The sequence below is a fragment of the Modicisalibacter luteus DSM 23508 genome (genome assembly GCF_000378505.1).
GTDB classification, from domain to species: domain Bacteria; phylum Pseudomonadota; class Gammaproteobacteria; order Pseudomonadales; family Halomonadaceae; genus Modicisalibacter; species Modicisalibacter luteus.
This window is the reverse complement of record NZ_KB900001.1, coordinates 34,497-61,023: the sequence shown is the minus strand read 5'-3', so window position 1 is coordinate 61,023 and position 26,527 is coordinate 34,497. Positions and strand designations below refer to the sequence as shown.

18 protein-coding genes and 1 tRNA gene are annotated in these 26,527 nt (G+C 59.4%); 16 read left to right on the top strand and 3 right to left on the bottom strand.

From position 1 onward, the window contains the following. Positions 1–60: 60 nt before the first annotated feature. Positions 61–816, bottom strand: a complete 756-nt coding sequence (gene radC, locus F568_RS0117695) for a RadC family protein (RefSeq protein ID WP_444939602.1) — start codon at positions 814–816, stop codon at positions 61–63. 74 nt (positions 817–890) lie between these two features. Here radC and F568_RS0117685 point away from each other — a divergent pair, with 74 nt between their 5' ends. Continuing rightward, a complete protein-coding gene (locus tag F568_RS0117685; RefSeq protein WP_019020100.1) occupies positions 891–1,562 on the top strand; it encodes a site-specific integrase in 672 nt (223 codons plus the stop codon). A 39-nt stretch (positions 1,563–1,601) separates the two neighbouring features. On the opposite strand, the gene F568_RS0117680 is transcribed toward F568_RS0117685, so the two are convergent. Then, positions 1,602–1,678, bottom strand: a tRNA-Ile gene (locus F568_RS0117680). A gap of 94 nt (positions 1,679–1,772) precedes the next feature. On the opposite strand from F568_RS0117680, the gene F568_RS0117675 reads away from it, so the two are divergent. From F568_RS0117675 to F568_RS0117605, 15 genes are all read left to right on the top strand, one after another. After that, a complete protein-coding gene (locus F568_RS0117675) occupies positions 1,773–2,390 on the top strand; it encodes a hypothetical protein (protein ID WP_019020099.1) in 618 nt (205 codons plus the stop codon). Positions 2,391–2,393: 3 nt separating this feature from the next. Beyond that, positions 2,394–3,116: a 4'-phosphopantetheinyl transferase family protein gene (locus F568_RS0117670; protein WP_019020098.1), complete on the top strand. Its 723-nt coding sequence runs from the start codon at positions 2,394–2,396 to the stop codon at positions 3,114–3,116. Between the two features lie 113 nt (positions 3,117–3,229). Continuing rightward, positions 3,230–5,392: a TonB-dependent receptor gene (locus F568_RS23145; protein WP_019020097.1), complete on the top strand. Its 2,163-nt coding sequence runs from the start codon at positions 3,230–3,232 to the stop codon at positions 5,390–5,392. 185 nt (positions 5,393–5,577) lie between these two features. Continuing rightward, on the top strand, positions 5,578–6,600 hold the full coding sequence (locus tag F568_RS0117660) for a helix-turn-helix transcriptional regulator (RefSeq protein WP_156817482.1): 1,023 nt from the start codon (positions 5,578–5,580) through the stop codon (positions 6,598–6,600). Positions 6,601–6,750: 150 nt separating this feature from the next. Next, complete coding sequence (locus F568_RS0117655) at positions 6,751–8,847, top strand: TonB-dependent siderophore receptor (protein ID WP_019020095.1); 2,097 nt, start codon at positions 6,751–6,753, stop codon at positions 8,845–8,847. Between the two features lie 298 nt (positions 8,848–9,145). Then, a complete protein-coding gene (locus tag F568_RS0117650) occupies positions 9,146–10,729 on the top strand; it encodes a pyridoxal phosphate-dependent decarboxylase family protein (protein ID WP_019020094.1) in 1,584 nt (527 codons plus the stop codon). A 23-nt stretch (positions 10,730–10,752) separates the two neighbouring features. After that, the gene (locus tag F568_RS0117645; RefSeq protein WP_019020093.1) at positions 10,753–12,078 is read left to right on the top strand and encodes a lysine N(6)-hydroxylase/L-ornithine N(5)-oxygenase family protein; all 1,326 of its coding nucleotides are present in this window, start codon (positions 10,753–10,755) and stop codon (positions 12,076–12,078) included. Further along, the gene (locus F568_RS0117640) at positions 12,078–13,292 is read left to right on the top strand and encodes an MFS transporter (protein ID WP_019020092.1); all 1,215 of its coding nucleotides are present in this window, start codon (positions 12,078–12,080) and stop codon (positions 13,290–13,292) included. The genes F568_RS0117645 and F568_RS0117640 overlap by 1 nt, the downstream gene beginning before the upstream one ends. Then, positions 13,289–15,781, top strand: a complete 2,493-nt coding sequence (locus tag F568_RS0117635) for a GNAT family N-acetyltransferase (protein ID WP_019020091.1) — start codon at positions 13,289–13,291, stop codon at positions 15,779–15,781. The genes F568_RS0117640 and F568_RS0117635 overlap by 4 nt, the downstream gene beginning before the upstream one ends. Before the next feature lie 100 nt (positions 15,782–15,881). Further along, on the top strand, positions 15,882–16,397 hold the full coding sequence (locus F568_RS0117630) for an RNA polymerase sigma factor (RefSeq protein ID WP_019020090.1): 516 nt from the start codon (positions 15,882–15,884) through the stop codon (positions 16,395–16,397). A gap of 68 nt (positions 16,398–16,465) precedes the next feature. Beyond that, positions 16,466–17,233, top strand: coding sequence for an ATP-binding cassette domain-containing protein (locus tag F568_RS0117625; RefSeq protein ID WP_019020089.1), 768 nt, complete (start codon positions 16,466–16,468; stop codon positions 17,231–17,233). A 40-nt stretch (positions 17,234–17,273) separates the two neighbouring features. Next, positions 17,274–18,209, top strand: a complete 936-nt coding sequence (locus F568_RS0117620; protein WP_019020088.1) for an ABC transporter substrate-binding protein — start codon at positions 17,274–17,276, stop codon at positions 18,207–18,209. Then, positions 18,202–20,187 (top strand): Fe(3+)-hydroxamate ABC transporter permease FhuB, encoded by a 1,986-nt coding sequence (gene fhuB / locus F568_RS0117615; RefSeq protein ID WP_019020087.1) that lies wholly within the window; start codon positions 18,202–18,204, stop codon positions 20,185–20,187. The genes F568_RS0117620 and fhuB overlap by 8 nt, the downstream gene beginning before the upstream one ends. 260 nt (positions 20,188–20,447) lie before the next feature. Beyond that, positions 20,448–23,489, top strand: coding sequence for a cellulose binding domain-containing protein (locus tag F568_RS23990; protein ID WP_019020086.1), 3,042 nt, complete (start codon positions 20,448–20,450; stop codon positions 23,487–23,489). Between the two features lie 214 nt (positions 23,490–23,703). Continuing rightward, on the top strand, positions 23,704–24,264 hold the full coding sequence (locus F568_RS0117605; RefSeq protein ID WP_019020085.1) for a PRC-barrel domain-containing protein: 561 nt from the start codon (positions 23,704–23,706) through the stop codon (positions 24,262–24,264). A gap of 62 nt (positions 24,265–24,326) precedes the next feature. Here F568_RS0117605 and F568_RS0117600 read toward each other — a convergent pair whose 3' ends face one another. Further along, on the bottom strand, positions 24,327–26,444 hold the full coding sequence (locus F568_RS0117600) for a TonB-dependent siderophore receptor (RefSeq protein WP_019020084.1): 2,118 nt from the start codon (positions 26,442–26,444) through the stop codon (positions 24,327–24,329). Between the last annotated feature and the right edge of the window lie 83 nt (positions 26,445–26,527).

Below are 26,527 nucleotides of genomic sequence, written 5' to 3'. Positions count from 1 at the left end.
ATGAAGCCCTCCCTGATCGGGAGGGCTTCATGGCCTTCTGCTGCTTTTCCGAAGGAAGATTCAAAGCTTTCCTTGTTCTGCCACAGAGACGTAGCCCTCTCCTCCGACTAACACGTGATCCAGCACTCGAATATCGACCAGGCCGAGAGCCTCCTTCAGGCGCTGAGTGATACGTAAATCGGCATCACTGGGCTCGGGATTGCCCGAAGGGTGGTTATGAACCAGGATCACTGCCGCTGCATTGTGAGCTAACGCCGTCTTGACGACCTCACGCGCATGGACGCTGGCCGAGTCGATCGTGCCGCGGAAGAGCTCCTCGAAGCGGATCACTCGATGCTGACTGTCCAGGAACAAGGCACTGAACACCTCATGCTCGTAGTCCTGGAGCAGGACCTGCAGGTAGTCGAAGGCGCGGGCCGGCTGGCTGATGACTCGTCCACGGGCCAGGCGTCGACGTGCCAGTTGCTTGGCCATGTGAAAGATATCGGCTTCGGTGACGGCGGAGGCCACCTGATAGGTACCGGCCACTTCGCCGGCCTGGAATTTGGCATGGTTCATTGCTGTCTCGAGCACTTCGTGAAAGGCTTCGACGCGTTCGGCAAGGGTCTTAATCAGTGCATCATCCCGGTAGGCCCGCTTGATGAACAGCGGCATCCCTGGCCAGTAGCTGACGAAGTCGAGCCACTCCCGCTCACTGACCCACAGCCCTCCCTGGCATTGCGCGACATGCTCCTGGGGTAGCTCATCGGCCAGCAGCAGCTCGACCTGGTACTTGGGCAGCTTGGTCTTGATCTCGATGAGCCCGTCCTGGCCCACCAGGCTGTCCGGCGAGTAGCCCACGCCGTGATTGAAGATGATGCCGACCTGCTCTAGGGCTTCATTACCGTAGGATGCAAAAGGCTCTCAAGGAGAAAGGGCTGGCACAGTCGACCATCAACAATCGCATTCAGGTTGTTAAGCGGGTGCTCTCGCTGTCATACCGCGAATGGGACTGGTTGGACCTACCACTGGACGGCAAGCTACGCAAGCCATCACCCAAGAACGAGCGGCATATTTACCTGACCGAACTCGAGCTTGGCGAGTTGCTGGAGGCAGTCCCCGAGCGTTACAAGGTCGAGCGTCAGGTGATCTTGCTGGCCATGCTTACTGGGATGAGGCGAGGAGAGTTGATGGGGCTGGAACCGGGGAACGTCTACGACGGCCGGATCGTGCTCAGGCCAAACCAGACGAAGAACGGAAAGCCAAGGGTGATCCCGCTGTCCGACGAGGCGCAGCCACTGGTAGCAAGCCTGCCCTTCGACACGACTGGGGATAAGGTGCGTGGAGCGTTCGAGAAAGCCAGGGAGAAAATTGGTCGCCCTGATATTCGCTTCCATGATCTACGGCACTGCTACGCATCCTTGCTTGCCAGCAAGGGAGAGACGTTAACGAGTATTCGCGATCTGCTAGGGCATTCGTCAATGACAGTGACCAGCCGCTACGCTCATGCGGATCCAACTAGGTGGGATGGAGTGGTTGCAAGGTTGCCGCGGATCAGCAACCAAACCGCAACCAGACACTAACGGAGAGCCTCTTAAATCCCCGTAACCACCTGATTTTATTGGTGGGCCCAGCAGGACTCGAACCTGCGACCAAGGGATTATGAGTCCCCTGCTCTAACCAACTGAGCTATAGGCCCTGACAGTGGTGGCGTATGATAGCGAATGATAATGAAGGAAACCAGCCGCGTTTTCGTTGTCGAACAGCGAGCCACATCACCACGGAGGGCTGCTATGCTATCCAACCACATCACATCCCGCCTACCCCGCGCGCGCTCTCTGGTCGCCGCGGCAGGTGCTGCCCTGCTGCTGGGGACACCGGCCCAAGCAGCCTGGCAGCTCATACCCGAGCAATCACGCGTCGAGGCGACGGTCGTCGAGATTACCCCAACCGGCCCTGTTCCGCATACCCACCGGGTAAGCCAGCTTCAAGGCACGCTTGGCAATGACGGAACACTGCGGGTGCCGCTCCGTCTACGTCAGACTGACATTCTAGAGCGTGTCGGGCAGTTACCCCCATTATTATCCGGCCTGGCCGATACAACGCTGACTACGGTGACTGTTCAACTGTCTCCCGAGCGGCTCGACTCCCTGAATGTCGGCGAATCGATAACCGAAACGGTCATGCTGGGTGTGGATAACCAGGGCCAGAGGCAGCAAGAGCCGTTGAAGGTCCGCATCACTCGTGAGTCCGGGAATACCCTGCATGTACGCAATGCCGAACGCGTTGCGCTCGATGGCAAGGAGCTGATGCAGAACCAGACTGCACGCACGATATTCATGCTGCTGGGGTACGAGGAGATCGGCGACGAGGTGCCGGTCGAACTTGATGCACGGCTGGAAGACCGCTGATCCATGTCGCTATCGCTACCCGCCTGTTGCCATGCTCTGGATGCCTCGTGGCCATGGCAGACTGCGTTATCTTACGTCCGCTCGTACTCGGTGCGTTTCGACCGTCAGCGTCTGGTTGTCGATGATTTTATCCATAGCGGCATCCCGCTGCCCGATACGCTACGAAATGCAGCGCCCAAGCGGCAAGCTGAATACCTTGCGGGCCGGCTCTGTGCCCGCGAGGCGCTGCAGCGGCTGACCGGCACGCCCCATGTCCCGGGAATGGCCGAGAGCAAGGCGCCGCTCTGGCCCAGCGGCACGGTAGGTTCGATCACGCATAGCGGCGATCTCGCAGCCGCCATGGTTGCACCGACGGAGTGCTATCAAGGGGTAGGGCTGGATGCCGAACGCCAGCTCGAGCTGGCGCGGGCCGAACGGCTGGCGCCGCAAATTCTCACTCCGGCGGAGCGGGATCTGATGGCGGCCCTGCCTGTAGAACAGCAGGCCCATTTCGTAACAGCGGTATTCTCGCTCAAGGAGAGCCTGTTCAAGGCGCTGTTTCCACTGGTCAACGTACGCTTTTACTTTCAGGACGCCCAGCTTATCGACTGGAATCCTGATGCTCAGCAGACCGTCCTGCGACTCAACAAGACGCTAAGCGAACATTGGCCGGCCGGTAGCCTGCTAAGCGGACGGCATGCACACCTAGAAGCGTACGTGATCAGTCTGATCGCGATCCCTGCGTAAAATCCATATGCTAAATCGAATGAAAATAATTATTGTTTGACTTTTTCTTGCATATTCTTACCCTTGCGCCCCTGAGTTCAGGCAAAAAGTTGCCAGCAGCAAGGGAACAGACAATGAAAAAGACATTCACGTATGGCCTCCTTGTGGCTGCCGGATCGGCAGCCATGTCAGCGCACGCCCAGCAGGACCAGGACACCATGGTCGTGGTAGGTTCGCGTACGCCGACCCAGATCAGTCAGATTCCTGGGACTGTCTGGGTCGTCGAGCGTGAAGAGCTACAGCAACAAGTCCATACCGGCGCCGATTTAAAGACCGCCTTGGGAAAACTCGTCCCAGGCTTGGACTTCGGCCCCCAAGGCCGCACCAACGCTGGCCAGAACCTGCGTGGCAGAGATGTTCAGGTTTTGATCGATGGCGTATCTATCAGCGGTTCACGCAGCCTATCCCGTCAATTCGACGCCATCGACCCCTTCAATATCGAGCGCATAGAGGTATTGTCGGGCGCCAGCAGCCTTTACGGCGGGGGCGCCACGGGCGGCATCATCAATATCGTTACTAAGAAAGGCGAAGCGGGCCCACCGGTTCTTGAAACGGAGCTGGGCGTGACGACCGGCTTCAACGACAGTAACGATCTGGATCGTCGTGCTGCGATTGGCGTGTCAGGGGGTAGCGAGCGGATAAGCGGGCGCATTGGCGTGGCACTACAGGACAATGGCCGCCAATATGATGCCAGCGGTGATGAAATATTCCCCGACATTGCCCAGACCGACCTGCAGGACAATCGCAGTATCGATGTCATGGGTAGCCTGAACTTCGCTATCGATGCCAACCAGACACTCGACGTCAGCGCACAGCTTTACGATTCAGGGTATGAAGGCGACCGTGGCGTTTATTTTCCCAATCTGGCCGACGGGCCGGTGCAAGGCAGAAACAACAATTTGCTGCATGATGCCGAGATCAGAGATGGGTTCAGCGCTGACAGGGAACCACGTACTCAGCGGAAGCTATTCAATCTCAACTATCATCATGCAAACCTGCTAGGCCAGAACTTCTATTTGCAAGCATTCCACCGTGAGGAAGAGTCAAGCTTTCATCCTTTCCCATACGCAGACTATGAAGATGACAATGCAAATAGACGTATAGACCCGGATGAACAGGTAAACGGCTATTATTTTACTACCTCTAAGCAAGACACCGACCTGAGCGGCATAAAGGCCCTTTTCTCATCGGACGTCACGGACAGTGTCAACCTCACTTATGGTGTAGATTTCGATCGCGAAGAGTTCGCTGCAGATAATATGAGTTTCGACCCTGCTATCACGGATGCCACTGGCGGTCTAGTGCAGGAAGGGACTGGTACCTCCCCCCGCTATCCCAGCTTCCAGATCGATGGCATGTCGGCTTTTGCCCAAAGCGAATGGTGGGCTACGGACTCACTGAAGTTCGGCGCCGGTATCAGGCAGCAGCACATGGATGTCGAAATCAGCGATTTCCAGGATATACCGGGCGGTGAGAACGATTACGACGTGACCCTTTATAACGCCAGCGCACTTTACGATTTCCACAATGGCCACCAGACGTGGACCAACTACAGCGAAGGCTTCGAACTTCCCGACCCATCGAAGTATTACGGTAACGAAGGCCAAAGTGTTAGCGACAACCCGCTGGATGGCATCAAGACGCGCCAGGTTGAATTGGGGTGGCGCTATCAGGGTGGCGACTGGTTGACCCAGGCGGCCGTTTATTATTCCTGGTCCAACTCGAGCATTGAGGTCAACGAGAACCTAAGCATCAGCCAGACGGATGATAAGCGCCGCGATTATGGCCTGGAGGCGTCCGTGACTCGTTACGTGGATACCCACTGGGAAGTAGGCGGGACGCTTCACGTCCTGGCCTCCGAGCGGAAGATTGATGACGATTGGGAAGACCGTGGCATTACTGACGCACCCTACCCGTCCCAGGACACAGCCACGCTTCATGTTGGCTGGTCGGATTATCAACGCTCCCTCCGGTTGCAAGCCAATCACGCTTGGGACTACACGGATTACGAAGACGCAGAAATAGAAGGCTTCACTACGCTCGATTTCATAGGAAGTCAGCAGACCGGCTACGGAAAGTTCACCTTGGGCGTCTCCAATCTGTTAGACAAACAGTACTCGACCGCCTGGGGCCAACGCGCTGTAGGCTTCTATTCCCCCACCTACGGCCCCGAATATCTCTACGACTACCAGGGCCGCGGGCGCACCTACAGTCTGACCTGGTCGCACCAGTACTGATCGTTGCCACAATGCTCGTACCTTCACGCCCACCTTATGGTGGGCGTTTTTACATCTTGCCGTCTCTGTATCTTTCAGCGCCGAGCAAAAACTGGCGCGAAGATAACGCGAAGTATTATCATTAACAGCGGTCAATCCAGTACTGGCAGTTGTCATCCACTTCGATACTGACTGGTGATGCGATCATGAAACCGATGTCTTACTCGCCGTCGCCGGCTGCAATGCCCAGGCCAGCCCGTCGGCTCACAGTGGCGGATTTCACCACCTATGAGCATCGCTATCATCTGACCCATCGCTTCCCCTCCTTGTCAAAGCGGCATTGCTCCCTGGGGGGCTGCATGGTTGCCGAGGGCTATATCGGTGAATGCCAGCCTTGCAGGAGCCTGCAACTGATCGGTTCGGACCTGAACGTCTACCAGACCTACGAAACCCACGCGCGCGAGGATGCGCCAGCGCACGTCTCGATCATTGTCATGCTGGAAGGCTGCGCCGAGCTGGAATTGGGCGATCGGCGCTGCACCCTGACACCGGGAAGCGGACTACTGCTGGCCTATGCCTGCCAACAGACGCTCAGTGCCCGGCATATTGCGGGGCAGCGGGTCCGCGCGGTCAACCTGACGGTGCTCAAGCAGGCACAGGAACACGATTCGCGCCTGGCCAGCCTGGCGCCGCTGCTCCAGGCCCAAGGAGGTTTGTGGTCGCTTTCCGTACCCGAAGGGCTCCGCCAATCGCTGGCCGAATGGCTGTGTTTACAGGCACAAGGAAACGCCGCTCTGCTGCAAGCAGAAGGCCTTGCCCTGCAGTTACTGTCACACGCGCTGTCTGCCTATGACAGCACGCTAGTGCCCCGACTTCCTCTTCCGACCGGGAGTCAGCCCGCCTCATCCCGCGACCAACGCCTGCTGGAACGTGTGCGTACCCAACTTGACAGCCACCCTGGCGATGCGCATTCACTGCGCACCCTGGCCGAGTTGGGCTGCATGAGTCCCAGCAGCCTGCGTGAGAAATTCCGACAGGCTTATGGTCAGTCAATCTTCGATTATCTGCGTGAGCGGCGCCTTGCGTTGGCGTACCAGTTGTTGCGGAAAGGTGAAAGCGTGCAGCAAGTCGCCACTCAGGTCGGTTACCGCCATGCTACTAACTTCGCAACGGCGTTCCGCCAGCGTTACGGCGTGGCACCTAGCGACGCTCGAAACTGTCAGGGTTAGGCAAGGCGCATAAGCCGCTCCCGCCATACACTCCAATCCGGTTGAGGTTCGTCACACGGCATAGTGTTTTCAGCGTTCAGCATACGCAGCCTGCAACGCAAACGTGAATAATTCTCAGTCATAATTACTCACCGAGCGCAAGGAGCATTCATGCAGGACAAGCCTTCATACCGCCCCGTACCGGTGTGGCTACTGGGACTCACTCTTCTGCCATTTTCCGCCACGGCCCAGCAGGCCAATGACGATGCTGCGACGCTGGATACCGTTACGGTGACAGGCCAGGCCGCAACCAAGACCGATACGCCGTTCATCGAGACGCCACAGGCGGTATCACTCATTACACGCGAGGATATCGAAGAGAAAGGTGCCCAGACGGTACAGAGGGCAACTGATTATACGCCCGGTGTCTTTTCCAACCAGATCGGCGCATCGAACCGCTACGACTACATTGTCCTGCGCGGATTCTCCGACGGCAGTATCAACAATACCTTCCTCGATGGGCTCAAGCTGATGGGCGACAGTGGCTCGTACAGCTCGATGGCCATCGATCCGTACTTCCTCGAGAGCATCGAAGTCGTCAAGGGGCCGGCTTCCGTACTCTACGGGCGCGCCTCTCCCGGTGGCCTGGTCGCCATGCAGAGCAAACGCCCCGAATTCGAAAACGAGCGGGAAATCCAGCTGGGTGTCGGCAGCAACGATCAGCGCAGCGCCGCCTTCGATATCACCGGCCCGCTGGATGACGAGCGCCGCGTCGCCTATCGCCTGGTCGGGCTGGGACAAGCCGCCGATACGCAGTTCGGCCCGGTCGAGGAGGAACGCTATGCCATCGCGCCTTCCCTGACCTGGGACATCTCCAACGATACCAGCCTGACCCTGCAAGCTTACCTGCAGAAAGACCCCGAGGGCGGCTACCACTCCGGCCTGCCCTACGAAGGCACGGTGGAAAGCCGCAACGGCATCGAGATCGACAATGAATTCTTCGAGGGGGAGGAGGACTACGAAAAGTTCGAACGCACCCAGCGCCAGTTCGGCTATGAGTTCGATCACCGCTTCAATGATGACCTGACTTTCCGCCAGCGAGCGCGCTATCTCGAGTCGGATGTCGAGCTGGAACAGGTCTACGCCTACGGCTGGGCCTCGGACACGGAGCTGATCCGCTACGCCTCGGGCGGCGAGGAAGACCTGCAGGCCTGGACGGTGGACAACCAGCTCGAGGCTCGCCTGGCAACCGGCGCAGTCGAGCATACCTTGCTGTTCGGTGCCGATTACCAGCAACGTGAGAACGACGTGGCCTGGGACTACGGCACGGCCAGCAACCTTGACGTGACGAATCCGCAGTATGGCAGCGATATCTCGGTGTATTACACCGACAACCAAAAGCGTGAACTCAGCCAGACCGGCGTCTACCTCCAGGACCAGATGACCCTGGACAACTGGCACCTGGTGGTGGGCCTGCGCAACGACTGGGTCGACATCGAGAACACCAATCTCGACACCGATACCAGCACCGAGCTCGACGACACCCAAGTCAGTGGTCGTGCCGGGTTGCTGTATCACGTCGACAATGGGCTAGCACCGTATCTCAGCTATTCGACGTCGTTCACACCCAACGCCACGACGGACGAGAACGGTGATCTGTTGGAGCCAACCGAGGGCGAACAGGTCGAAGCCGGGCTCAAGTACCAGCCGGTTGGTACGCAGGACCGCTACAGCATTGCGCTGTTCCACATCACTCAGGAAAACGTTTCGACCAAGGACCCCAACGAGATCTTCTACAGCGCCGTTGGCGAGATCGAATCCCAGGGGGTCGAGCTGGAATCGCATACCCAATTGACCGGCAACCTGAGTCTGCAGGCCAGCTATACCTTCACCGATGTCACTTATACCGAAACTGAAGACGACACCGAAGGCAATACGGCCAACCAGGTGCCGCGCCATCAGGCCAGCGTGTGGGTCAACTATGGCTTCGACCGTGGCAGCCTGACAGGGCTGGAAACCGGCCTGGGAGTACGCCACTACGCCGACATCTGGGTCGACGAGGCCAATACCGAGAAGCTGCCGGATTACACGCTGGTCGATGCCATGCTCGGCTATGATTTCAGTCAGGTCGGCCTGGAAGGCGTCAGTGCCCGCGTCAACGTGCACAATCTGCTGGACAAGGAATACGTCGCGTCCTGCTACGACATCAATTATTGCTACTTCGGTGAAGAGCGTAACGTGATGGCCACCGTCAGTTATAACTTCTGATTCCTGCCTCAGCGACACGGCCAGCGCCTAACGGCGTCTGGCCGTTTTCATTCTGTTGTATTCCTCACCAAGGCCTCGAGGGGAGCCACAGCCCTGACTTGCTCCTTTCTTCTGACCTGCCTGGTAGCGACGTTGCAAAAAAATCCCTTTTTCCGGTTCAGAAAAACGCAGCCGGTTCGTCTTCTATAGCGCAACAAAGAAAAACAATAACCATTCGCAATAAAGGGAGATAGACGATGCCGGCCACGGCCCATCGCCAAGCCATGCGACACGAACCGAACCAGGAAAAGGTGATGTCATGAGCCATTCTGCTGCACCCCAGACGGCCATCCCCATTCGCTTCACCGACCTGACCCAATCAGGCCTCAAGGACGACCAACTGTTCAACGCACGCAACGCCGATGCCTACCTTCAGGGCATGCTGCGCTGTGTCGATCTCGTCCGACGCAAGGTGTCGTCGGTCGAGCGCCCTTTCACGGGCATCCTGCCCGAAGAAATGCAATCACGTTTCGCTTCGGTCGACCTGGACCAACGCTTAGGCAATCTCGATGCCGTACTTGGCGAGGTCGAGCGATTGTATCTGGACGATGCTGTCTACTTTCATCACCCACACTACGTGGCCCACCTTAACTGCCCGATCACCCTGCCATCGATCCTCGCCGAGGCGATCACCGCACCGATCAATACTGCCGTGGAAACCTGGGATCAGAGTGCCGGCGGTACCTTCATCGAGCAGCGCCTGATCGACTGGACGGTGCAACGCATCGGGCTGGGACCGGAAGGCGATGGCGTCTTCACCAGTGGCGGCACGCAGTCCAACCTCATGGCGCTGTTGATCGCCCGCGACCATTACTGTGCCGGTATCGCAGGCCATGCCGGCAACAAGACGCATGGCTTGCCAGCAGAATCGGGGCGTCTACGCATCCTGGCCTCGCAGGCCAGCCATTTCAGCCTGCAAAAATCCGCCGCCCTGCTCGGCCTGGGCCATAACGCCATCATTCCCGTGGCCTGCGACAACAACTATCGCATGGATAGCCAGGCCCTCGAGCGCGAGATCGAGCGTTGCCGACGTGAAGCGCTGATTCCCATCGCTGTGGTGGCCACCGCCGGGACAACGGATTTTGGCAGCATCGATCCGCTCGAAGACGTTGCCGCGCTGTGCCGCCAGCATGCGTTGTGGATGCACGTCGATGCCGCCTATGGTGGCGGGTTGTTAGCGTCGACGCGCCGCCGCCATTGGCTCGCCGGTATCGAATCTGCCGACTCGGTGAGCGTCGATTACCACAAGAGCTTCTTCCAGCCGGTGAGCTGCAGCGCCTTCCTGGTCCGGGATCGATGCATGCTGGGCCATGTCACCTACCACGCCGACTACCTCAACCCCGCCAGCCAGGCCAGCGAAGGCACGCCCGATCTGGTCAACAAGAGCTTGCAGACCACGCGGCGCTTCGATGCGCTGAAGCTGTGGATGACGCTTCGGCTGATGGGGGCGGATGAGCTCGGCGCCCTTTTCGATCACGTCATCGATCTCGCCCATGATGCCCATCGCGCCTTGCAGGACGATAGTGAGATCGAGGTTGCCGTCGCGCCACAGCTCAGCACGCTGGTCTTTCGCTATCACCCTGAAGCCCCAGTGCCCGACGACGTGCTCGACGCGACCAACGCCTACATTCGCAAGGCGCTGTCACGCACCGGTGAAGCCATTGTCGCGGCGACCCGCCTCGAAGGTCGCCAATACCTCAAGTTCACCCTGCTCAATCCGGAAACCAGCGTGGCCGACCTGCAGATGATCGCCGAGCGCATCAAGCATCACGGTGCCGCCTATTTGACCCGGCATGCAATGACGACTCCGGCACATCCTCGCGCCACACGCGCCCTGTCCTGACGGTTTCTCAAGGAAGACACGCCATGCACGACAAGACCTATGACTTCATCGCTATTGGCCTGGGCCCGTTCAACCTGGGCTTGGCCTGCCTGACCGAGCCGCTGGATAACCTCGACGGGCTGTTTCTCGAGCGCGGCGCCGGGTTCGATTGGCATCCTGGCATGCTCCTGGAAGATTCCACGTTGCAGACGCCGTTCCTGGCCGACCTGGTCACGCTCGCCGACCCCACCAGCCGCTTCAGCTTTCTCAACTATCTCAAGGCGCAGGGCAAGCTCTACTCGTTCTATATCCGCGAGGACTTCTTTCTGCTACGCAACGAGTACAACCAGTACTGCCAATGGGCGGTCAGCCAACTGTCGTCGATCCGTTTCCAACACGACGTGCAGCGCATCGACTATGACACGGAACAGGACTGCTACGTAATTCGCTGCACCGACACACGCCGTGGCGAGCCAGTCTCTTACCGGGCGCGCAAGCTGGTGCTGGGCACCGGCACCACGCCCTACCTGCCCAACTGTTGCCGGACGCATGCCGAGCGCGTCGTACACAGCGGCCAATACCTGGAGAACAAGGCCGAGCTGCAGACCAAGAAATCCATCACCCTGCTAGGCAGCGGCCAGAGCGCAGCGGAAATCTACAAGGATTTGCTGCAGGACATCGATCGCTACGGCTACACCCTCAACTGGATAACCCGCTCGCCGCGTTTCTTTCCGCTGGAGTACGGCAAACTGACCCTGGAGATGACTTCGCCGGAATACATCGACTACTTCCATGCCTTGCCGGAGGCCACCCGCGACCGGCTGATGCGTACCCAGAAGGGCCTGTACAAGGGCATCAACCTGGAGCTGATCAACGCCATCTATGACCTGCTGTACACCAAGCGACTGAACGGTGAACTCGATACCCACCTGCTCACCAATGCCCAGCTCGAAGACTGCCGTTTCGACCCCACCGCCAATGAATTCGACCTGACACTACTGCACACCGAGCAGGAGCAACGCTACCGACATCATACCCAGGCGTTGGTGCTGGCCACCGGCTACCGCTACGAAGAGCCGGCATTTCTGGCGCCTATCGCCGCGCAGATCCGCCGCGACAATGTCGGTCGTTTCGCGGTCGACCGTCACTACAGCATCGACCGTTCCTGCTCTCGGATCTTCGTCCAGAACGCCGAGTTGCATACTCACGGGTTGGCGGCGCCGGATCTGGGCATGGCCTGCTATCGCAATGCCTGCATCATTCGCGAACTCACCGGTATCGAGCATTACCCCATCGAACAGCGCATCGCCTTCCAGCAATTCGGCGCCCCCGACGAGACCGTGTTCCACCCGCAGCGGATGACCGCCTGATGCTTAAGGGGTTGTTGATCGGCATGACTGCCGTGGCGGTGGTCAGCGACTCGATGCTGCTGCCGTTCTACCCGCAGTTCTTCTCAGGGCGTTTCGGCATCGAAAGTCCGCTGCATGTCGGGCTGTATCTGGCGGCGGCCTGCCTGACGGTGATGCTCTCATTGCCTGCCTGGGCGCGGTTGGCGAAACGCATCGATCCACTGGTGCTGCTCATCTACACCCAGATAGCGGCGGGTGTGCTGTGCGTGACCTGTTACGTGCTGACGAACGTGATGACGTTCTGGGCGGTGTCGATGGGCATGCTGGTGTTCAAGGCCAGCTACCTGCTCATCTACCCCTACGTCATGCGTCTGGAGCGTCGTGATCGCCATGCCAGTACCATCGGCGTGCTTTCGGTCGTCGTGCACTTCGGCGGCATCCTTGGGGCATTGCTGGGCGGGCTGGCCCTCGACTACGGCGAAGCGCGTGACATCTTCCTGGTCATGGCTGTCAGCGATGTGATTCAGGTCGCGGTGTGCCTCTTCCTGGTCGCCAAGGGCGCCCACCGTCCGGCAATCGATACCGTGGACGAGACACCGGCGCCCGAGGCACCCACTGCCGGTAGCGGTGCCATCCGCCTGGGCCTGGTGATGCTGGTGTTCTATTTCAGTGCCTTCCTGATACGGCCGTTCTTCGTGCTGCACTGGGAGTCGGTATCAGGCCTCGTAGATGCCAGCGTTTCGGCGCTGGTCTTCGCGATCCCCGGCGCCGTGGCCCTGCTGGCATTAGTGCTGAATGCCCGTATCCGACGTCGGGGCGGGCGGCCCGGCGAACGCTTGGTAACCCTGCTGATGCTGGGGATTGCTGGCCTACTGCTCCAGGCCAGTCTGCTGGTCCCGGTGATGCTGACCGGTCGCGCGCTGTTCGGTTGGGCACTGTTCCAGATCACCGTACGCCTCGAGGTGATGATATTCGAGCTCGGCACCCCAGCCAGTTATGCCAGTGACTACAGCAAGGTACACATTTTCCAGAACCTGGGCGTACTCGGAGCCTCGTTCGCCGCCGGCTCGATGGTCAGCGCTTTCGGACTGGCCAGCCCCTTCTTCCTGGCCGCGCTGGGCTTTCTGACAACGGCCCTGCTCTTTCCCCTGTTACTGCAGCACGTACTCGGATCACGGCAGGCGGCCGCGTCCGGACCGGCTGCTTCCTACCGTGCGAGAGGTCTTTCGCAATGACGACATCGTTTCTCAGCTCTCTATACGATCCGCAAATCCGCTTCACTCATGACGTACCGGGCCTCGGCCGTTTTCACCTGCGCGCCGTGCACCTGCCCGACGATATCGCCTTGATCCATGATTGGGTCAACCGAGAGTACGCCCGCTTCTGGGGCATGAACGGCGATAGCGCCGATCAAGTGCAGGCGTTCTATCAGGCCATGCACGACAGTGCGCACAGCCAGGCCTATCTCGGATTCTTCGAGTCCCAGCCCGCTTTTCTGGTCGAGTGCTATCAGCCTGAACATGATCCCATCGGCGCCCATTATCCGGTCCAACCGGGCGATCGCGGCATGCACTTCCTCGTTGCTCCCGCCGAGACACGCATTCATCGCTTCAGCTGGGGCGTGCTGAGTACGGTCATGCACCTGATGTTCAGCGCTGCCGACACCCGGCGCGTGGTGGTCGAGCCAGACGTCAACAACACCAAGATTCACCCGCTCAATCGCCGGGTAGGGTTCGCCTACGACCGACAGATCACCCTGCCGGAAAAGACCGCCCACCTGGCCTTCTGCACCCGATCCCAGTTTCAGGTCGCCGAACGGCGCGAGCTTGAAGACTTCACTCAGGAAGAGACGACGACACCCATGGAAACCCGCCCGACCACTGCCCAGGACACCACTCGTCACCTGCAGCCTGACCTGTGGGCCCAGGCCAACCGCCTGCTGGTCCGTAAGGCCATCGCCGAGTTCGCCCATGAACTGTTACTGGAACCCATCTGCCTTGCGCAGGATGGCGACTGGGGACACTACGAACTGAATGTGCCGGACCGGGGCATTCGCTACCGTTTTCGCGCCCGGATCATGCAGCTCGATCACTGGTGGGTCGAAGCCGGCTCGATTGAGAAACGGATCGACAACCTCGACGCCGAACTGGATGCCCAGAGCTTTATTATCGAGTTCCGGGATGTGCTGGGCATCGACGATGACACCCTGCCGGTCTATCTGGAAGAGATCAGCAGCACGCTGTTCGGCAGCGCCTATAAGCTGGCCAATCAACGGCATGACGCGGCTAGCCTGGCTCTGGCCGATTTCCAGACCATCGAGACCGCCATGACCGAAGGCCACCCGGGCTTTGTCGCCAACAATGGCCGCATCGGCTTCGATGGCATCGACTACCATGCCTACGCCCCCGAGGCCGGTGCCGAGATCCATCTGGTGTGGCTGGCCGTGCACCGTAACCACGCACACTTCGCCAGCATCGAAGGCCTCTCCTATGCGGCGCTTCTCGACGAGGAGTTGGGCGCCGCCACAGTCAATGACTTCGAGCGTCAGCTCGTCGACCGAGGACTAGCCCCGCAGGATTACCTGTTCATGCCGATCCACCCCTGGCAGTGGCATAACAAGCTGGCGATCACCTTCGCCGGCGAGGTCGCCAGCCAGCGCATCATCTGCCTAGGTGCCGGCGAGGACGGCTACCGCGCCCAGCAGTCGATTCGCACCCTGTTCAACATCCACCGTCCCGAGCGTCGTTACGTCAAGACGGCGCTGTCTATCCTCAACATGGGTTTCATGCGCGGCCTCTCGCCCTACTACATGCAGGGCACGCCGGCGATAAACGCCTGGCTCAAGCGTCTGATCGACGACGATCCGTTCCTGGCCGCCAACGGCTTCACCCTGCTGCGTGAAGTTGCCGCGATCGGCTATCGTAATGCCTATTTCGAGTCGGCCATCGAGCGCGACAGCCCTTACAAGAAGATGCTCGCCTGCCTGTGGCGGGAAAGCCCGATTGCCCTGCTGCAGCCCGGCCAGCGACTGATGACCATGGCCGCCCTCCTGCATCGCGACCGGGACGGCAAGGCCCTGCTGCCTGCGTTGATCGCGGCCTCGGGGCTCGATCAACGCACCTGGCTCAAGCGCTATCTCGAGGCCTATCTCACCCCGCTGCTGCATTGCTTCTTCGCCCATGACCTGGTGTTCATGCCCCACGGCGAGAACCTGGTACTGCAGCTCGAGGGGCACGTTCCCGTACGCGTGATCATGAAGGACATCGCCGAGGAGAGCGCGATCATGAACGTCGACGCCGACCTGCCGGATACGGTACGGCGGCTGGCCGTCGACGTGCCCGAGCATCTCAAGGTGCTATCGATATTCACCGATACCTTCGACGGCATCTTCCGCTATCTGTCGCACATTCTGGTCGAGCATGGCGGCAGCGGCGGCATGTTCGGCGAGCAGGATTTCTGGCAGTGCGTCGCCGACTGCATCATCGGTTATCAGCGCCAGCATTCGCAGTATCGCGACAAGTTCGCCCGCTACGACCTGTTCGCCCCGGCGTTCGTACGTTCCTGCCTCAATCGGCTGCAGCTCGGCAACAACCGTCAGATGATCGACCTGGCCGATCCATCCAAGAATCTCAAGTTCGCCGGCACGCTGAACAACCCCATTGCCGCGTTCCGCCCCGCCACTACGGCACCGGATCAGGCAATTGTCCAGACCACGACGGCCTGACGTCAGCCATGGATTGGCTGTCCGTTAATGCGGGCGGGCAGCCATTACGGCCAAGGCACGGCATGTGCCCTCAGCCTTCACTGTTCAGACGTGATCTGCCATGACCAATACGCTCGATCAGCTGTTTCAGGAACATTCCCGAGAACTCATCGGCTATCTGGCACGCAAGCTGGATGCTCCCGACCTTGCCGCCGACTTATGCCAGGAGGTCTATCTGCGCTTGCGACGCTCCTCCCTACCCGATCCGCTGCGTAACCCCCGCGCCTACCTGTTCCGTATTGCCCGCAACCTGCTAATCGATCATCAGCGCCAGCGCGGGGCCCAGCCGGAAACCATGCCGCTCGATGACCCAACCCTGAGACTGGAGAGCGCGACGATCTGTCCCGAGACGGCAGTCAGCCAGGCACAGCATCTCGATCAGGTACGAGCCCGCTTGAGCCGACTTCCCTCCCATCTCCGCCAGTCTCTGTTATGGCATCGCCTCGATGGCTTGCCCCAGCGTGAGATCGCCCGGCGCCTTGGCGTCTCCGAACGCATGGCTGGACGCTACATCGCCCAGGCCGTCGAGGCGTGTGCCCAGGAGGAAACCGATGAAACACAGTGGCGCAGCGCTTAATTTTGATAACTGTTCTTATTTGAATTACGATTGCGGCGTATGTGTCTTTCCCTCGTGGGGTTCACCACATGTTCAACGTCGACGCTGCCAGCTTCGAAGTGGGCGGCAAATGCCTATTGCAGCCCACCAGCCTGTCCTTCGCCGAAGCCCAGGTGTATGGCCTGATTGGTCACAACGGCTCGGGCAAGTCGACACTGCTTAAGCTGCTCGCCCAGCAGCAGCCGGCGAGCGGCGGCGAGATTCGTCTCGATGGACGGGCCCTGTCGGCCTGGGGTAACCGCGAGTTCGCGCGTCAGGTGGCCTACCTGCCGCAACATCTGCCCAGCGCTGAAAACCTGACCGGCCGCGAGCTGGTGGGGTTCGGCCGCTACCCCTGGCATGGCCTGCTGGGGCGCATGACCCACGAGGACCGCGCCCAGATCGAACGGGCCATCGCCCTGACACACACCGAAGCGTTTGCCGACCGGTTGGTCGATACCCTGTCGGGCGGCGAACGCCAGCGCGTTTGGCTGGCCATGCTGCTCGCCCAGGGCAGTCGCTACCTGCTACTCGACGAGCCGCTGGCGGCACTGGACATCGCCCACCAGGTCGAAGTCTTGGCCTTGGTGCGCAAATTGTGCCGCGAACTGGGCCTGAGCGTGATCATCGTGCTACATGACGTCAATATGGCGGCACGCTACTGCGACCGCCTGATCGCCTTGCACAGCGGCCGAGTGTTGGCCCAGGGCTCGCCGAGCGAGATGATGTGCGATACCACGCTGGAAGCGATCTACGGCATTCCCATGCGCGTGATGCCGCACCCCGGCGGCGAGCACCCCATCGCCATCCTGCATTGATATTTCCGCTTCGTTGACCCGCCATGCTCTCGGAGACTGCGTGACCGTCGAGACACCACAGCCCGTTCATTCACGGCCGCCCCTGACCACTCTCGTTCTCACGCCGCTTCTTGTTCTGCTGCTTCTGGCCATCCCGACGCTACCGAGCCAGGCGAACAAGACGCCTGATGTCGCCACCCTCGACTGGACCCTGGCGGAAACCCTGCTGGCCCTGGGGGTCGTCCCAGAGGGCATAGCCCAGATCGACGCCTATCGAGACTGGGTTCTCGAGCCTGCCATCCCCAATACCGTGTCCGATCTCGGCCTGCGTACCCAACCCAATCTGGAACTGTTGGCCAGCCTGGGGCTCGACCATATTCTGATCTCACCGATGTTCGCCAACCTCGAGCCGCGCCTGTCGCGAATCGCGCCAGTCACTACCATTGGTATGTACGGTCCCGATAACGATCCCTGGCAAAGCATGCTCGAGGCTACCCGTGAGGTGGCGGACGTGGTCGATCGTCAGCAGGCCGCCCAGCGTCTGATCGAAAGCACCGAGGCCTACCTGGAAGAAATGCGTGGGAAACTGCCCGGGAACGTGCCACCGCTGCTGCTGGTGCAGTTCATGGATGCTCGGCATGCGCGAGTCTTCGGAGAAAGCGGCCTCTATCAGGCAGTGCTCGATCATCTGGGCCTCGACAATGCCTGGCCCGGCCCGACCAACTATTGGGGTTTCTCGTTGGTGGGCCTGGAGAAGCTCGCCGAGCTCGATGCCCAACTGGTCGTCATCGAGCCGCTGCCAACCGGCGTGGCCGACGAACTGTCATCCAGCGGGCTGTGGCGCAACCTGCGCGCCGTGCGTGAGCGTCCGGTCATTTACCTACCCCCAGTGTGGAGCTTCGGCGCCCTGCCGTCGGCGCAACGCTTCGCCAGCCTTCTGGCCACGGCATTGCAGGAAACGCATGGTCCAAATGACGGGAGCGAGACGGATGCTTGACACCTCGCGCCTGATGACACCGGCCCGGACCTGCCTGTTACTGGCACTGCTTACGGTGGGGCTGGCCTGGGCAGCCTTGGCGGATCAGTTCTCATTGATAACCGCCCTGCAGGCACTGTTCTCACCGGCGCGTGACGACATCGCCCAGGTGCTGGCGCACTACAGCTGGTGGCCGCGCCTGACGATCTCGCTACTGGCCGGTGGCGGACTGGCCATAGCCGGAGTACTGATGCAGCAGGTGCTGCGCAACCCCTTGGCAGCGCCCACGACACTGGGCGTGGCCAGTGGCGCCAACCTAGGGCTGTTGGCCGCTACGCTACTGGCACCCGGCCTGCTCGGAATGGGCCGTGAATGGGTTGCCTTACTTGGCGGCGGGCTGGCCATGGGCCTGGTCTTTCTGCTCGCCTGGCGGCGTGGCCTGTCGCCCATGGTAGTGGTGCTGGCAGGACTGGTGGTCAATCTCTACTTCGGCGCACTGTCGATGGTGCTGTTGTTGTTCAACCAGGAAGCGCTCAAGGGCCTGCTGATCTGGGGCGCCGGCTCTCTGGCGCAGAACAGCTGGGATGGCGTGGCGTTCCTGTGGCCGCGCCTGCTCGCCGGTATATTACTGGCCTTCGCCATGCTCAAGCCGCTGAGCGTTCTTGAACTCGATGACACCAATGCGCGTAGCCTGGGGGTATCGCTCAAGTACCTACGCCTGGCTAGCCTGGGCCTGGCAGTATTTCTCACTGCCTGTGTAGTCAGTGTGGTTGGTGTGATCGGCTTCATCGGCCTGGCGGCGCCGGCCATCGTTCGCCTGCTGGGCGCGCGACGCCTAGGGCCGCGCCTGCTGTGGTCGGGCTTGCTCGGTGCCCTTCTGCTGGCCGCTACCGACCTGCTATTGCAGCGCTTCTCCAGTGCCTTGCCGACCCTGATCCCGACCGGCGCAACCACCGCTGCCCTTGGCGCCCCGCTGCTGCTGTGGCTGATTCCGCGTCTCAAGCTTGGCAGCGATCGGCCCCGCACCGGTACGTCGATGCCGATACAGCCTCGGCCGGCATCTTCCTGGCTTCCTGCAGTTCTTGTCGTGGCTCTGACGATCGCCGCTGCACTCGCCCTGCTCTCCGGCCAGAGTGCAGGAGGCTGGCAGTGGCTTCCCCGGTTCGATGAAGCATCGATGCTCGAGTGGCGCCTGCCCCGCATGCTGGCCGCCGCCGGGGCCGGCACACTGTTGGCCTTGGCCGGCACGCTGGTCCAGCGTGTTACCGGCAATCCCATGGCCAGTCCCGAAGTCCTGGGCATCAGTGGCGGTACCGCCATAGCACTGATTCTGGCCATTTTCCTGATTCCCGGCGCTAGCCAATGGACTTTGATCGGTGTCGGCACGCTGGGTGCACTGGTTACACTGGGGGTGCTGATCGGGCTCAATTACCGTAGCGGCTTTCTGCCCGAGCGATTGCTGCTCACCGGGGTCGCCATCACCGCGCTGTTCGACGCCGTGCGCAGCTTCATCCTGGCGGGCGGCGACCCACGCGGCCAACAGGTCATCGCCTGGATGTCCGGCTCGACCTATTACGTCGACCTGTCCACGGCCGTGATCGTCATCGCCCTGGCTATCCTGCTTGGCCTGGTCACGGCGCCATTCTCACGCTGGCTCGACCTTCTGCCCCTGGGCGCACCGACGGCCAAGGCGCTGGGTGTGGATATCCTGCGCTCCCGCCTGGTCCTGCTCGGACTGGTAGCACTGTTCACCGCCTGCGCCACGCTGGTAGTCGGCCCGCTCTCGTTCGTCGGGCTGCTGGCACCGCACATGGCACGCCTGTTGGGTTTCTCCCGCGCTCGCAATCACCTGCTGGGATCCGCCCTCCTCGGCGCTCTGCTGATGGTGGTCGCCGACTGGATCGGCAGGCAACTGCTGTTTCCCGACGAGATACCCGCCGGGCTGGTCGCCTCATTGCTGGGTGGCGCCTACTTCATGTGGGGCTTGCGTCGGCTGTAACGACACTCAGCTAATCCCAAAACGCTAAATTAGCGACAAAATGCCCACTTTATCTCTCTCAAGTTTGTCTTCATTTCGCCGTTAACGGAGTCATGTCCTGCTTGCCAGAGTAAGTCAGGGATGACATTCGGGGCGAGTGAATGCCCACCACACAGACGCCGCCTCTTTCGTTGATGGCAGCTCGTGCCTCTCCTGCAGCCGACATCGTTCACGGTCCGCAGTTCGCTGGCCGTTCTCCTGAGCTTTAACACAGGTGCACGATGCGTCCCTCAATTCAATACAACGTGACCAGCCAATGGAATGGCGGCTATGTGATGGAAGTCTTCATCACCAACGAAGGGACTCTGGCTATCCAGGACTACCGTATCGGCTTCGATCTGCCAGGTACCATTACCGATGTCTGGGGTGGCGTGATCGGGGCCCACTCGGGGCCGAGCTATGTGATTCAGGACGATGACGACCAAAATGACATCGCCCCAGGGGAGACTGTGCGTTTCAAGTTCAAGGTATTGAACGACAGCGGCGAAATGCCCTCCGCTTTCACGGTGAACGACGAGCCCGCTGCCGTGAATGGCATCGAGCCGATCTCATCCACCACAGTCACAGACGATGCTGCAGTCACTGAGAGCACATCTGCGCCCGTGGAAAGCAGCGTGACGGCGAGCATCAGCGAACCACAGGCGGCGACGATAAGTGAAACGACCTCCACCGCGCCCGATGATGGCGTAATTCATGTTGGCTCCGATATCACTGCGTCCGAACTCGAGGCACTGATCGCCAAGGCACCAGCCGGAGCTATCATCCAACTCGCCGCCGGTGATTACCGCTTCGACGACTCGATCCATATCACCCGTTCGGATATTACCGTGACCGGTGCCGGTTCCGAGGATACCCGGATCACCTTCACCGACAAGGCACTGGCCGATAACTCGCATGCCTTCTATGTCGAAGGCACTGATACCGAATTTTCCGGCACCCTGCGCCACGACGTCGCCGAAGGCAGCAATATCCTGACGCTGAGCAACAGTGGTCTCAACGTCGGTGACACGGTCCGTATCTGGCAGGACAATACCCAGGAGTATTTCGAGGAAATCGGTGATACCTCCTGGCAGAAGCTCAATGCGCCGCTGCGCACCAGCATGGCCAACATCGTGGCCGTGGATGGCGATACGGTCATCCTCGACCGGGGTGTGCATTTCGATTTCGACGGCGGGGAAACCAAGGTCGAGCGCATGGACGCCCTGGAAAACGTGACCCTTCAGGGCTTCACCATTCAGTATGAGCTGGGCACGCCTGACAATGCCGTGTTCCAGAATACGTTGTCCGACCTGACCGACTACCAGGCCGTGAAGTTCGACGGCACAGTGGGCAGCAGCGTCAAGGACATTCAGATCCTCAATGGCCCTTCCACGGCTTTCGAGTTTGCGCTGAGCCTCGACCTGACGGTAGATGGCGCCCAGGCCCATGGCGCCTTCAACAAGGGCTCGGGTGGTAACGGCTACGCCTACGAGCTGCGTGAAAGCTACGACGGTACCTTCGTCAATCTCGAAGACTCCGGCATGCGTCACAGCCTGCTGTTTGCCTCCTGGCGCTCCTCCGTGGGTAACGAGGCGCACGTCATCTCCACCGATCGTGACATCAACTTCCACGGCGGCCAGGACCACGGCAACACCGTCCACGTCGAACAGTCGATCCGTGACGCCAATGCCGATGGCATGTCGACCACCTTGTGGTACAACAACGGCGGGGCCAGCTTTGGCGCCATCACCGAAGCGGGTGCCAACACCGTTACTTTCGACTATGTGGTCGGCTCGAAGCGCAACGACATTCTTCAGGGCACGGACAATGGCGTCTATCTGGACGGCGCGCTGGGTCACGACACGCTGTACGGAGGCAAGGGCGATGACATCCTGCGCGGCGGTCTGGGCAACGACGTCCTGCATGGTGGCGAAGGCATCGATGTAGCCATCTTCGAGCAGGATTACAGCGCCTACAAGATCCGCTTCAACGATGACGGCAGCATCTATCTGGATGGCAGCAGTGACGACGATACGCTGATCGATATCGAGCAGGCGATCTTTGCCGACGGTACCCGCTTGGATACCGCCACGCGCCAGACGAGCCAGGGCGACAAGCCGGGCGTGCCGACGGCCGCAGAAATCCTGGCCAAGCCGGTCGTCGAAATCATTGAGCCGGTCATGGATGTCGCCGCCCCGGTCGAAGAGGCCGAAGTAGCGCACGAGGAAACAGCGCCTGCGACGGATACCGCTATTGCCGAGCCCGTGGCACATACCCTGGAGCCAGCACCGGAAGAAACGGCATTGCTGACGGATGTCATCGAACCGACTCCCACGGCCGAAGGCAGCGAAACAATCAGCGCCCAGGTCGATCTGGAAACGGTCAGCCAATGGTCCAACGGTCATGTCATGCGTGTGGTAATCACCAACACTTCTGCCGAGGCGATCGAGACACCGCAGATTACCTTCAGCCTGGCAGCCGATATCGACACGCTCTATGGCGCTACCCTGCTCGAACGCGACGGTGACACTTACACCGTACGTTACGATGGCAATGACCTGGTCGAGGCTGGTGAAGCCCTGCGTTTCTCTTACAAGACCTATGCCTCTCCGGACGTACTGCCCGAGGTTCTGACCATCAATGGCCAGTCGTTAAAGACGGCAACGAGCGAGCCGGCCACAGCGCCTAGCGAGGACACGTCCGGTGCGATTGTCGACGAGACCCAGACCGACACCGCGGGTCACAGCCTCGAGCAACAGCCCAGCGATGCTCTGGTCATTACCAGCAATGTGACCAAAGCCTGGTCCAAGGGCTACATCACTGAGGTACTTGTCGAGAACACCTCGGACATGACGTTGAGCCAACCCAAGGTGACCTTTGATCTTCCGGTGGGGATCGCCGAACTCTGGAATGGTGAGTTCACCAAGACCACCGATGGTTACTCAGTGTCGGCCATCAATAGCGGCGCGGAACTCGAGCCGGGTGAAGTGTGGCGCTTCTCCTACAAGGTTCTCAGTAAGGAGCAAGCACTGCCCAGCAACTTCGACGCCTCAAGCGCCAACGACACGCCGGACGCATACGCAACCGACGAATCCGAACTGATGGTCTTCTCGGGCATCGACGAGTTGTTGGCGCCCCAGGACGACACGGCGCTATCCACAAACAGCAACATCATCTTGTCGTCCGAGAGTACCGACGTCTCAGGAACGTCGCTGGTTACCGACCTGGCAAGCGCCGAGCTGTTGGGGACGGATACCACAACAAGCAGCAACTACCTCATTTAGGGGCCTGTTTAATAAGGTAACGTTTCGGGGGCCTAGTGCCCCCGTTCTTGTTACGAGGTTGAAATATATGGCACGTGTCTTATGTTGAATAAGTGGCTTAGCAATTGGCGCGACTGCTGATTCGCTCGTGCCAGGACGCCGCTAGTGATTGCCTAAGGAAAAGGCCTCATAACGCGACACGCAAGCAAAAGGAATTTGGAGAAGGAGCGACACCATGACCCTACGTAAGCCGCTCAATCACGCCCTCACCACCGCCTTGATCGCAGGCGGCCTGGCTTTCGGCGGTACGGCAATGGCACAGTCTCAGGGGCTCTACTCCGCCGACGAGCTGATGGATGCCGAGGTCTACACCAACCAGAACAACACCGAAAGCATCGGTGAAGTGGAGGACATTCTGCTCGATGAATCCATGCAGCTGAAAAGCCTGGTTGTCGAGACAGGAGGTGTCTTCGATTTCGGAGAGAAGCAATACGTCATCGATGCCCAGAGTTTCTCTGTCGAGACTAGCAACGGAGATAATCTGGAAAACATCCAGTACCGTGTCACCGTCGACATGACGGAAGAGCAGATTAGTCAGCAACCCGAATACACCAATGACTGGTGGAACCAGACCAAGCAGACCACGTCTAGCGCTTGGGAAAACACCAAGGAAACCGCCAACAGCGCTTGGGAAAATACCAAGGAAGCAACTTCCGATGCGCTGGGCAACGCCAGCGATGCATTGGATAACGCGGGCGATGAAGCCGACCAGGCAATTCAGAACGACCAGCAGTAAATTTGTTTAGCTGATATAAAAAACCCCGGCATACGCCGGGGTTTTTTATGGATAGGGCTGGCTTACCAACGATAACTCAGGCTGCCGATGACGCTTCGCGATTCGCCGTAGTAGCACCAGTAATCACAGCTGGCGACATACTCTTCATCGGTGATGTTGGTCACATTGACCTGGGCAGTCCAGTTGCGGTCAAAGTCATAACTGGCCATGGCGTCTCCCACGGTGTAGTCAGGCACAGTGATGGTACCATCGACTGTCTCCCTCACATGGCGGACCCCGGCGCCAACCTTTAGGCCATGCAGTGCGGTCCCTTCGAAGTCATAGTCCAGCCAAGCGGACGCCATATGGCGGGGAATTAATGTCGCACGGTTGTCGTCTTCATCACGTGCATCCGTGTAGGTATAAGCCGCCGTTAGCTTGAGGGCATCCGTGACATAACCCACCCCTTCGAGTTCAAATCCAGTAGAGGTTCTCTCACCTTCCTGCGCTTGATACCCAGCAGGCGTTGTCGCGAAGGAATTGGACTCCTCGATGTCGAATAAAGCAGCCGTCACGTAGCCATCCCAGTTAGACGGCGCGTACTTGACCCCCAATTCCCATTGTTCGCCTTTGATTTCCTCGAAGATAGCACCAGAAGCGCTGGTTTGAGCAACCGGCTGGAAGGACTCTGTGTAGCTCAAATAAGGATTTAAGCCATTATCACCGAGATACATCAAGCCACCGGACCAGGAAGTCGCGGTCTGAGTTTCGTTTACCGTAACATTCAATGCCTCTGACTCGTTTCTCACATCGGCCCTGTCGTGGCGCACGCCACCTAACAATACCCAACGATCATCGACACGCAATTGTTCCTGCAGGTAGATGCCTAATTGATCCTTATCTATGTCGCGATGAAACCGTTGGTTCGCAGTCAAGGGCGTGTAGTCGCCATATTGAGGGTCAAAAAGGTTTATCGGTGCAAAAGGGCCCGGAGCCGTCACATTACCATTACTATCAAATGTTGGCCCCACATCAGCTTCTTTACCTTCTAAAGCAAGGTCTTGGTAATCAACTCCAATCAGCAGAGTATTTTCTGTTCGGTTGGTAAACCATTTCCCAACAAAGCGGTTATCAACAGTATAGCTATCAATCTCACCGCTACGCTGGAGATGTCCTCGATATCCCTCTGTTGCTGATGCTTGAGAAAGGATATATGTACTTCTCAAGTCCAGATCCAGATTGCTATAGCGGAAGTCATGCTCAAAGGACCAAGTATTGTTTAGGGCATGGCGAAGCTGGTAGCCAACAGAAGTCTGAGTACGCTCATCCCGGTCGTAGCCAGGCTCGCTATAATTTTTTTGCGGGTCTACCTCACCAAACGGCGTGCCTTCTACCGTGCCATAGGCCAGCTTGAAGGGATTAACGGGGATACCGTCATCCTTCTGAAAGCTGGCCAGTACCGTCAACTGGGTATTATCGGAGATATCCCATTCGAGACTCGGCGCGAAGTAGAGACGCTCGTTCTCGGTATCGTTCAGATCACCGTCGCGCTCCTTGTAGAGGCCCACAACACGGTAGCGAACATCGCCGCTATCAGTGGCCGGCCCTGAGGTATCAAAGGCAAGCTGACGATGGTCACGGCTGCCGACCTGCATCTCGATCTCTCCTTGTGGCTCGGCCGTGGGTCGCTTGCTGACGGCATTGATCAGGCCACCGGAAGGTGCCTCACCATAGAGAATGGACGCCGGCCCTTTAAAGATTTCGACTCGTTCAAGACCATAGGGCTCGGGAAGCCATTGGTAAAAACCTTCACGATAGATACGCAAACCATCTTGGTAAGTTGCCTGGTCAAAGCCTCGAACCTGGAACCAATCCGTATTGTTATCGGCACCGTAGTGGCCAGATAGTACGCCGGAGCGATAGCGGAGGGACTCGTCAAGGCTCTGAACGTTGCGGTCGTCGAGTTCCTCGCGAGTGACGACTGATACCGGGCGAGGTGTTTCCGCCAATGGCGTATCGACCTTCAACGCCGTCCCTACCACCACCACAGTATCCGTCTCACTGGCGGATGCCGCGTTTTCCTGCGCCAGCGCAGCAAGTGGCATTGTCAGCAAGGCGCCGGATAAAGACAGGCCCAGACAACGACGAATGGCTTGGGCTAGATGCTGGTCGGGTTTGGGGGCAAAAGCGGGGGTTGGCATGTGAGGCCTCGGACGTAGTTCTGGCGGGATGCAGCATTAGCGCCGTATCGACCTCAAGGTGGGATTTGGGGAGGTCGCCACGA

Coding starts and splice junctions, on each gene's coding strand:
- F568_RS0117685 (WP_019020100.1), top strand. CDS start 891: ATGCAAAAGGCTCTCAAGGAGAAAGGGCTGGCACAGTCGACCATCAAC.
- F568_RS0117675 (WP_019020099.1), top strand. CDS start 1,773: ATGCTATCCAACCACATCACATCCCGCCTACCCCGCGCGCGCTCTCTG.
- F568_RS0117670 (WP_019020098.1), top strand. CDS start 2,394: ATGTCGCTATCGCTACCCGCCTGTTGCCATGCTCTGGATGCCTCGTGG.
- F568_RS23145 (WP_019020097.1), top strand. CDS start 3,230: ATGAAAAAGACATTCACGTATGGCCTCCTTGTGGCTGCCGGATCGGCA.
- F568_RS0117660 (WP_156817482.1), top strand. CDS start 5,578: ATGAAACCGATGTCTTACTCGCCGTCGCCGGCTGCAATGCCCAGGCCA.
- F568_RS0117655 (WP_019020095.1), top strand. CDS start 6,751: ATGCAGGACAAGCCTTCATACCGCCCCGTACCGGTGTGGCTACTGGGA.
- F568_RS0117650 (WP_019020094.1), top strand. CDS start 9,146: ATGAGCCATTCTGCTGCACCCCAGACGGCCATCCCCATTCGCTTCACC.
- F568_RS0117645 (WP_019020093.1), top strand. CDS start 10,753: ATGCACGACAAGACCTATGACTTCATCGCTATTGGCCTGGGCCCGTTC.
- F568_RS0117640 (WP_019020092.1), top strand. CDS start 12,078: ATGCTTAAGGGGTTGTTGATCGGCATGACTGCCGTGGCGGTGGTCAGC.
- F568_RS0117635 (WP_019020091.1), top strand. CDS start 13,289: ATGACGACATCGTTTCTCAGCTCTCTATACGATCCGCAAATCCGCTTC.
- F568_RS0117630 (WP_019020090.1), top strand. CDS start 15,882: ATGACCAATACGCTCGATCAGCTGTTTCAGGAACATTCCCGAGAACTC.
- F568_RS0117625 (WP_019020089.1), top strand. CDS start 16,466: ATGTTCAACGTCGACGCTGCCAGCTTCGAAGTGGGCGGCAAATGCCTA.
- fhuB (WP_019020087.1), top strand. CDS start 18,202: ATGCTTGACACCTCGCGCCTGATGACACCGGCCCGGACCTGCCTGTTA.
- F568_RS23990 (WP_019020086.1), top strand. CDS start 20,448: ATGCGTCCCTCAATTCAATACAACGTGACCAGCCAATGGAATGGCGGC.
- F568_RS0117605 (WP_019020085.1), top strand. CDS start 23,704: ATGACCCTACGTAAGCCGCTCAATCACGCCCTCACCACCGCCTTGATC.
- F568_RS0117600 (WP_019020084.1), bottom strand. CDS start 26,444: ATGCCAACCCCCGCTTTTGCCCCCAAACCCGACCAGCATCTAGCCCAA.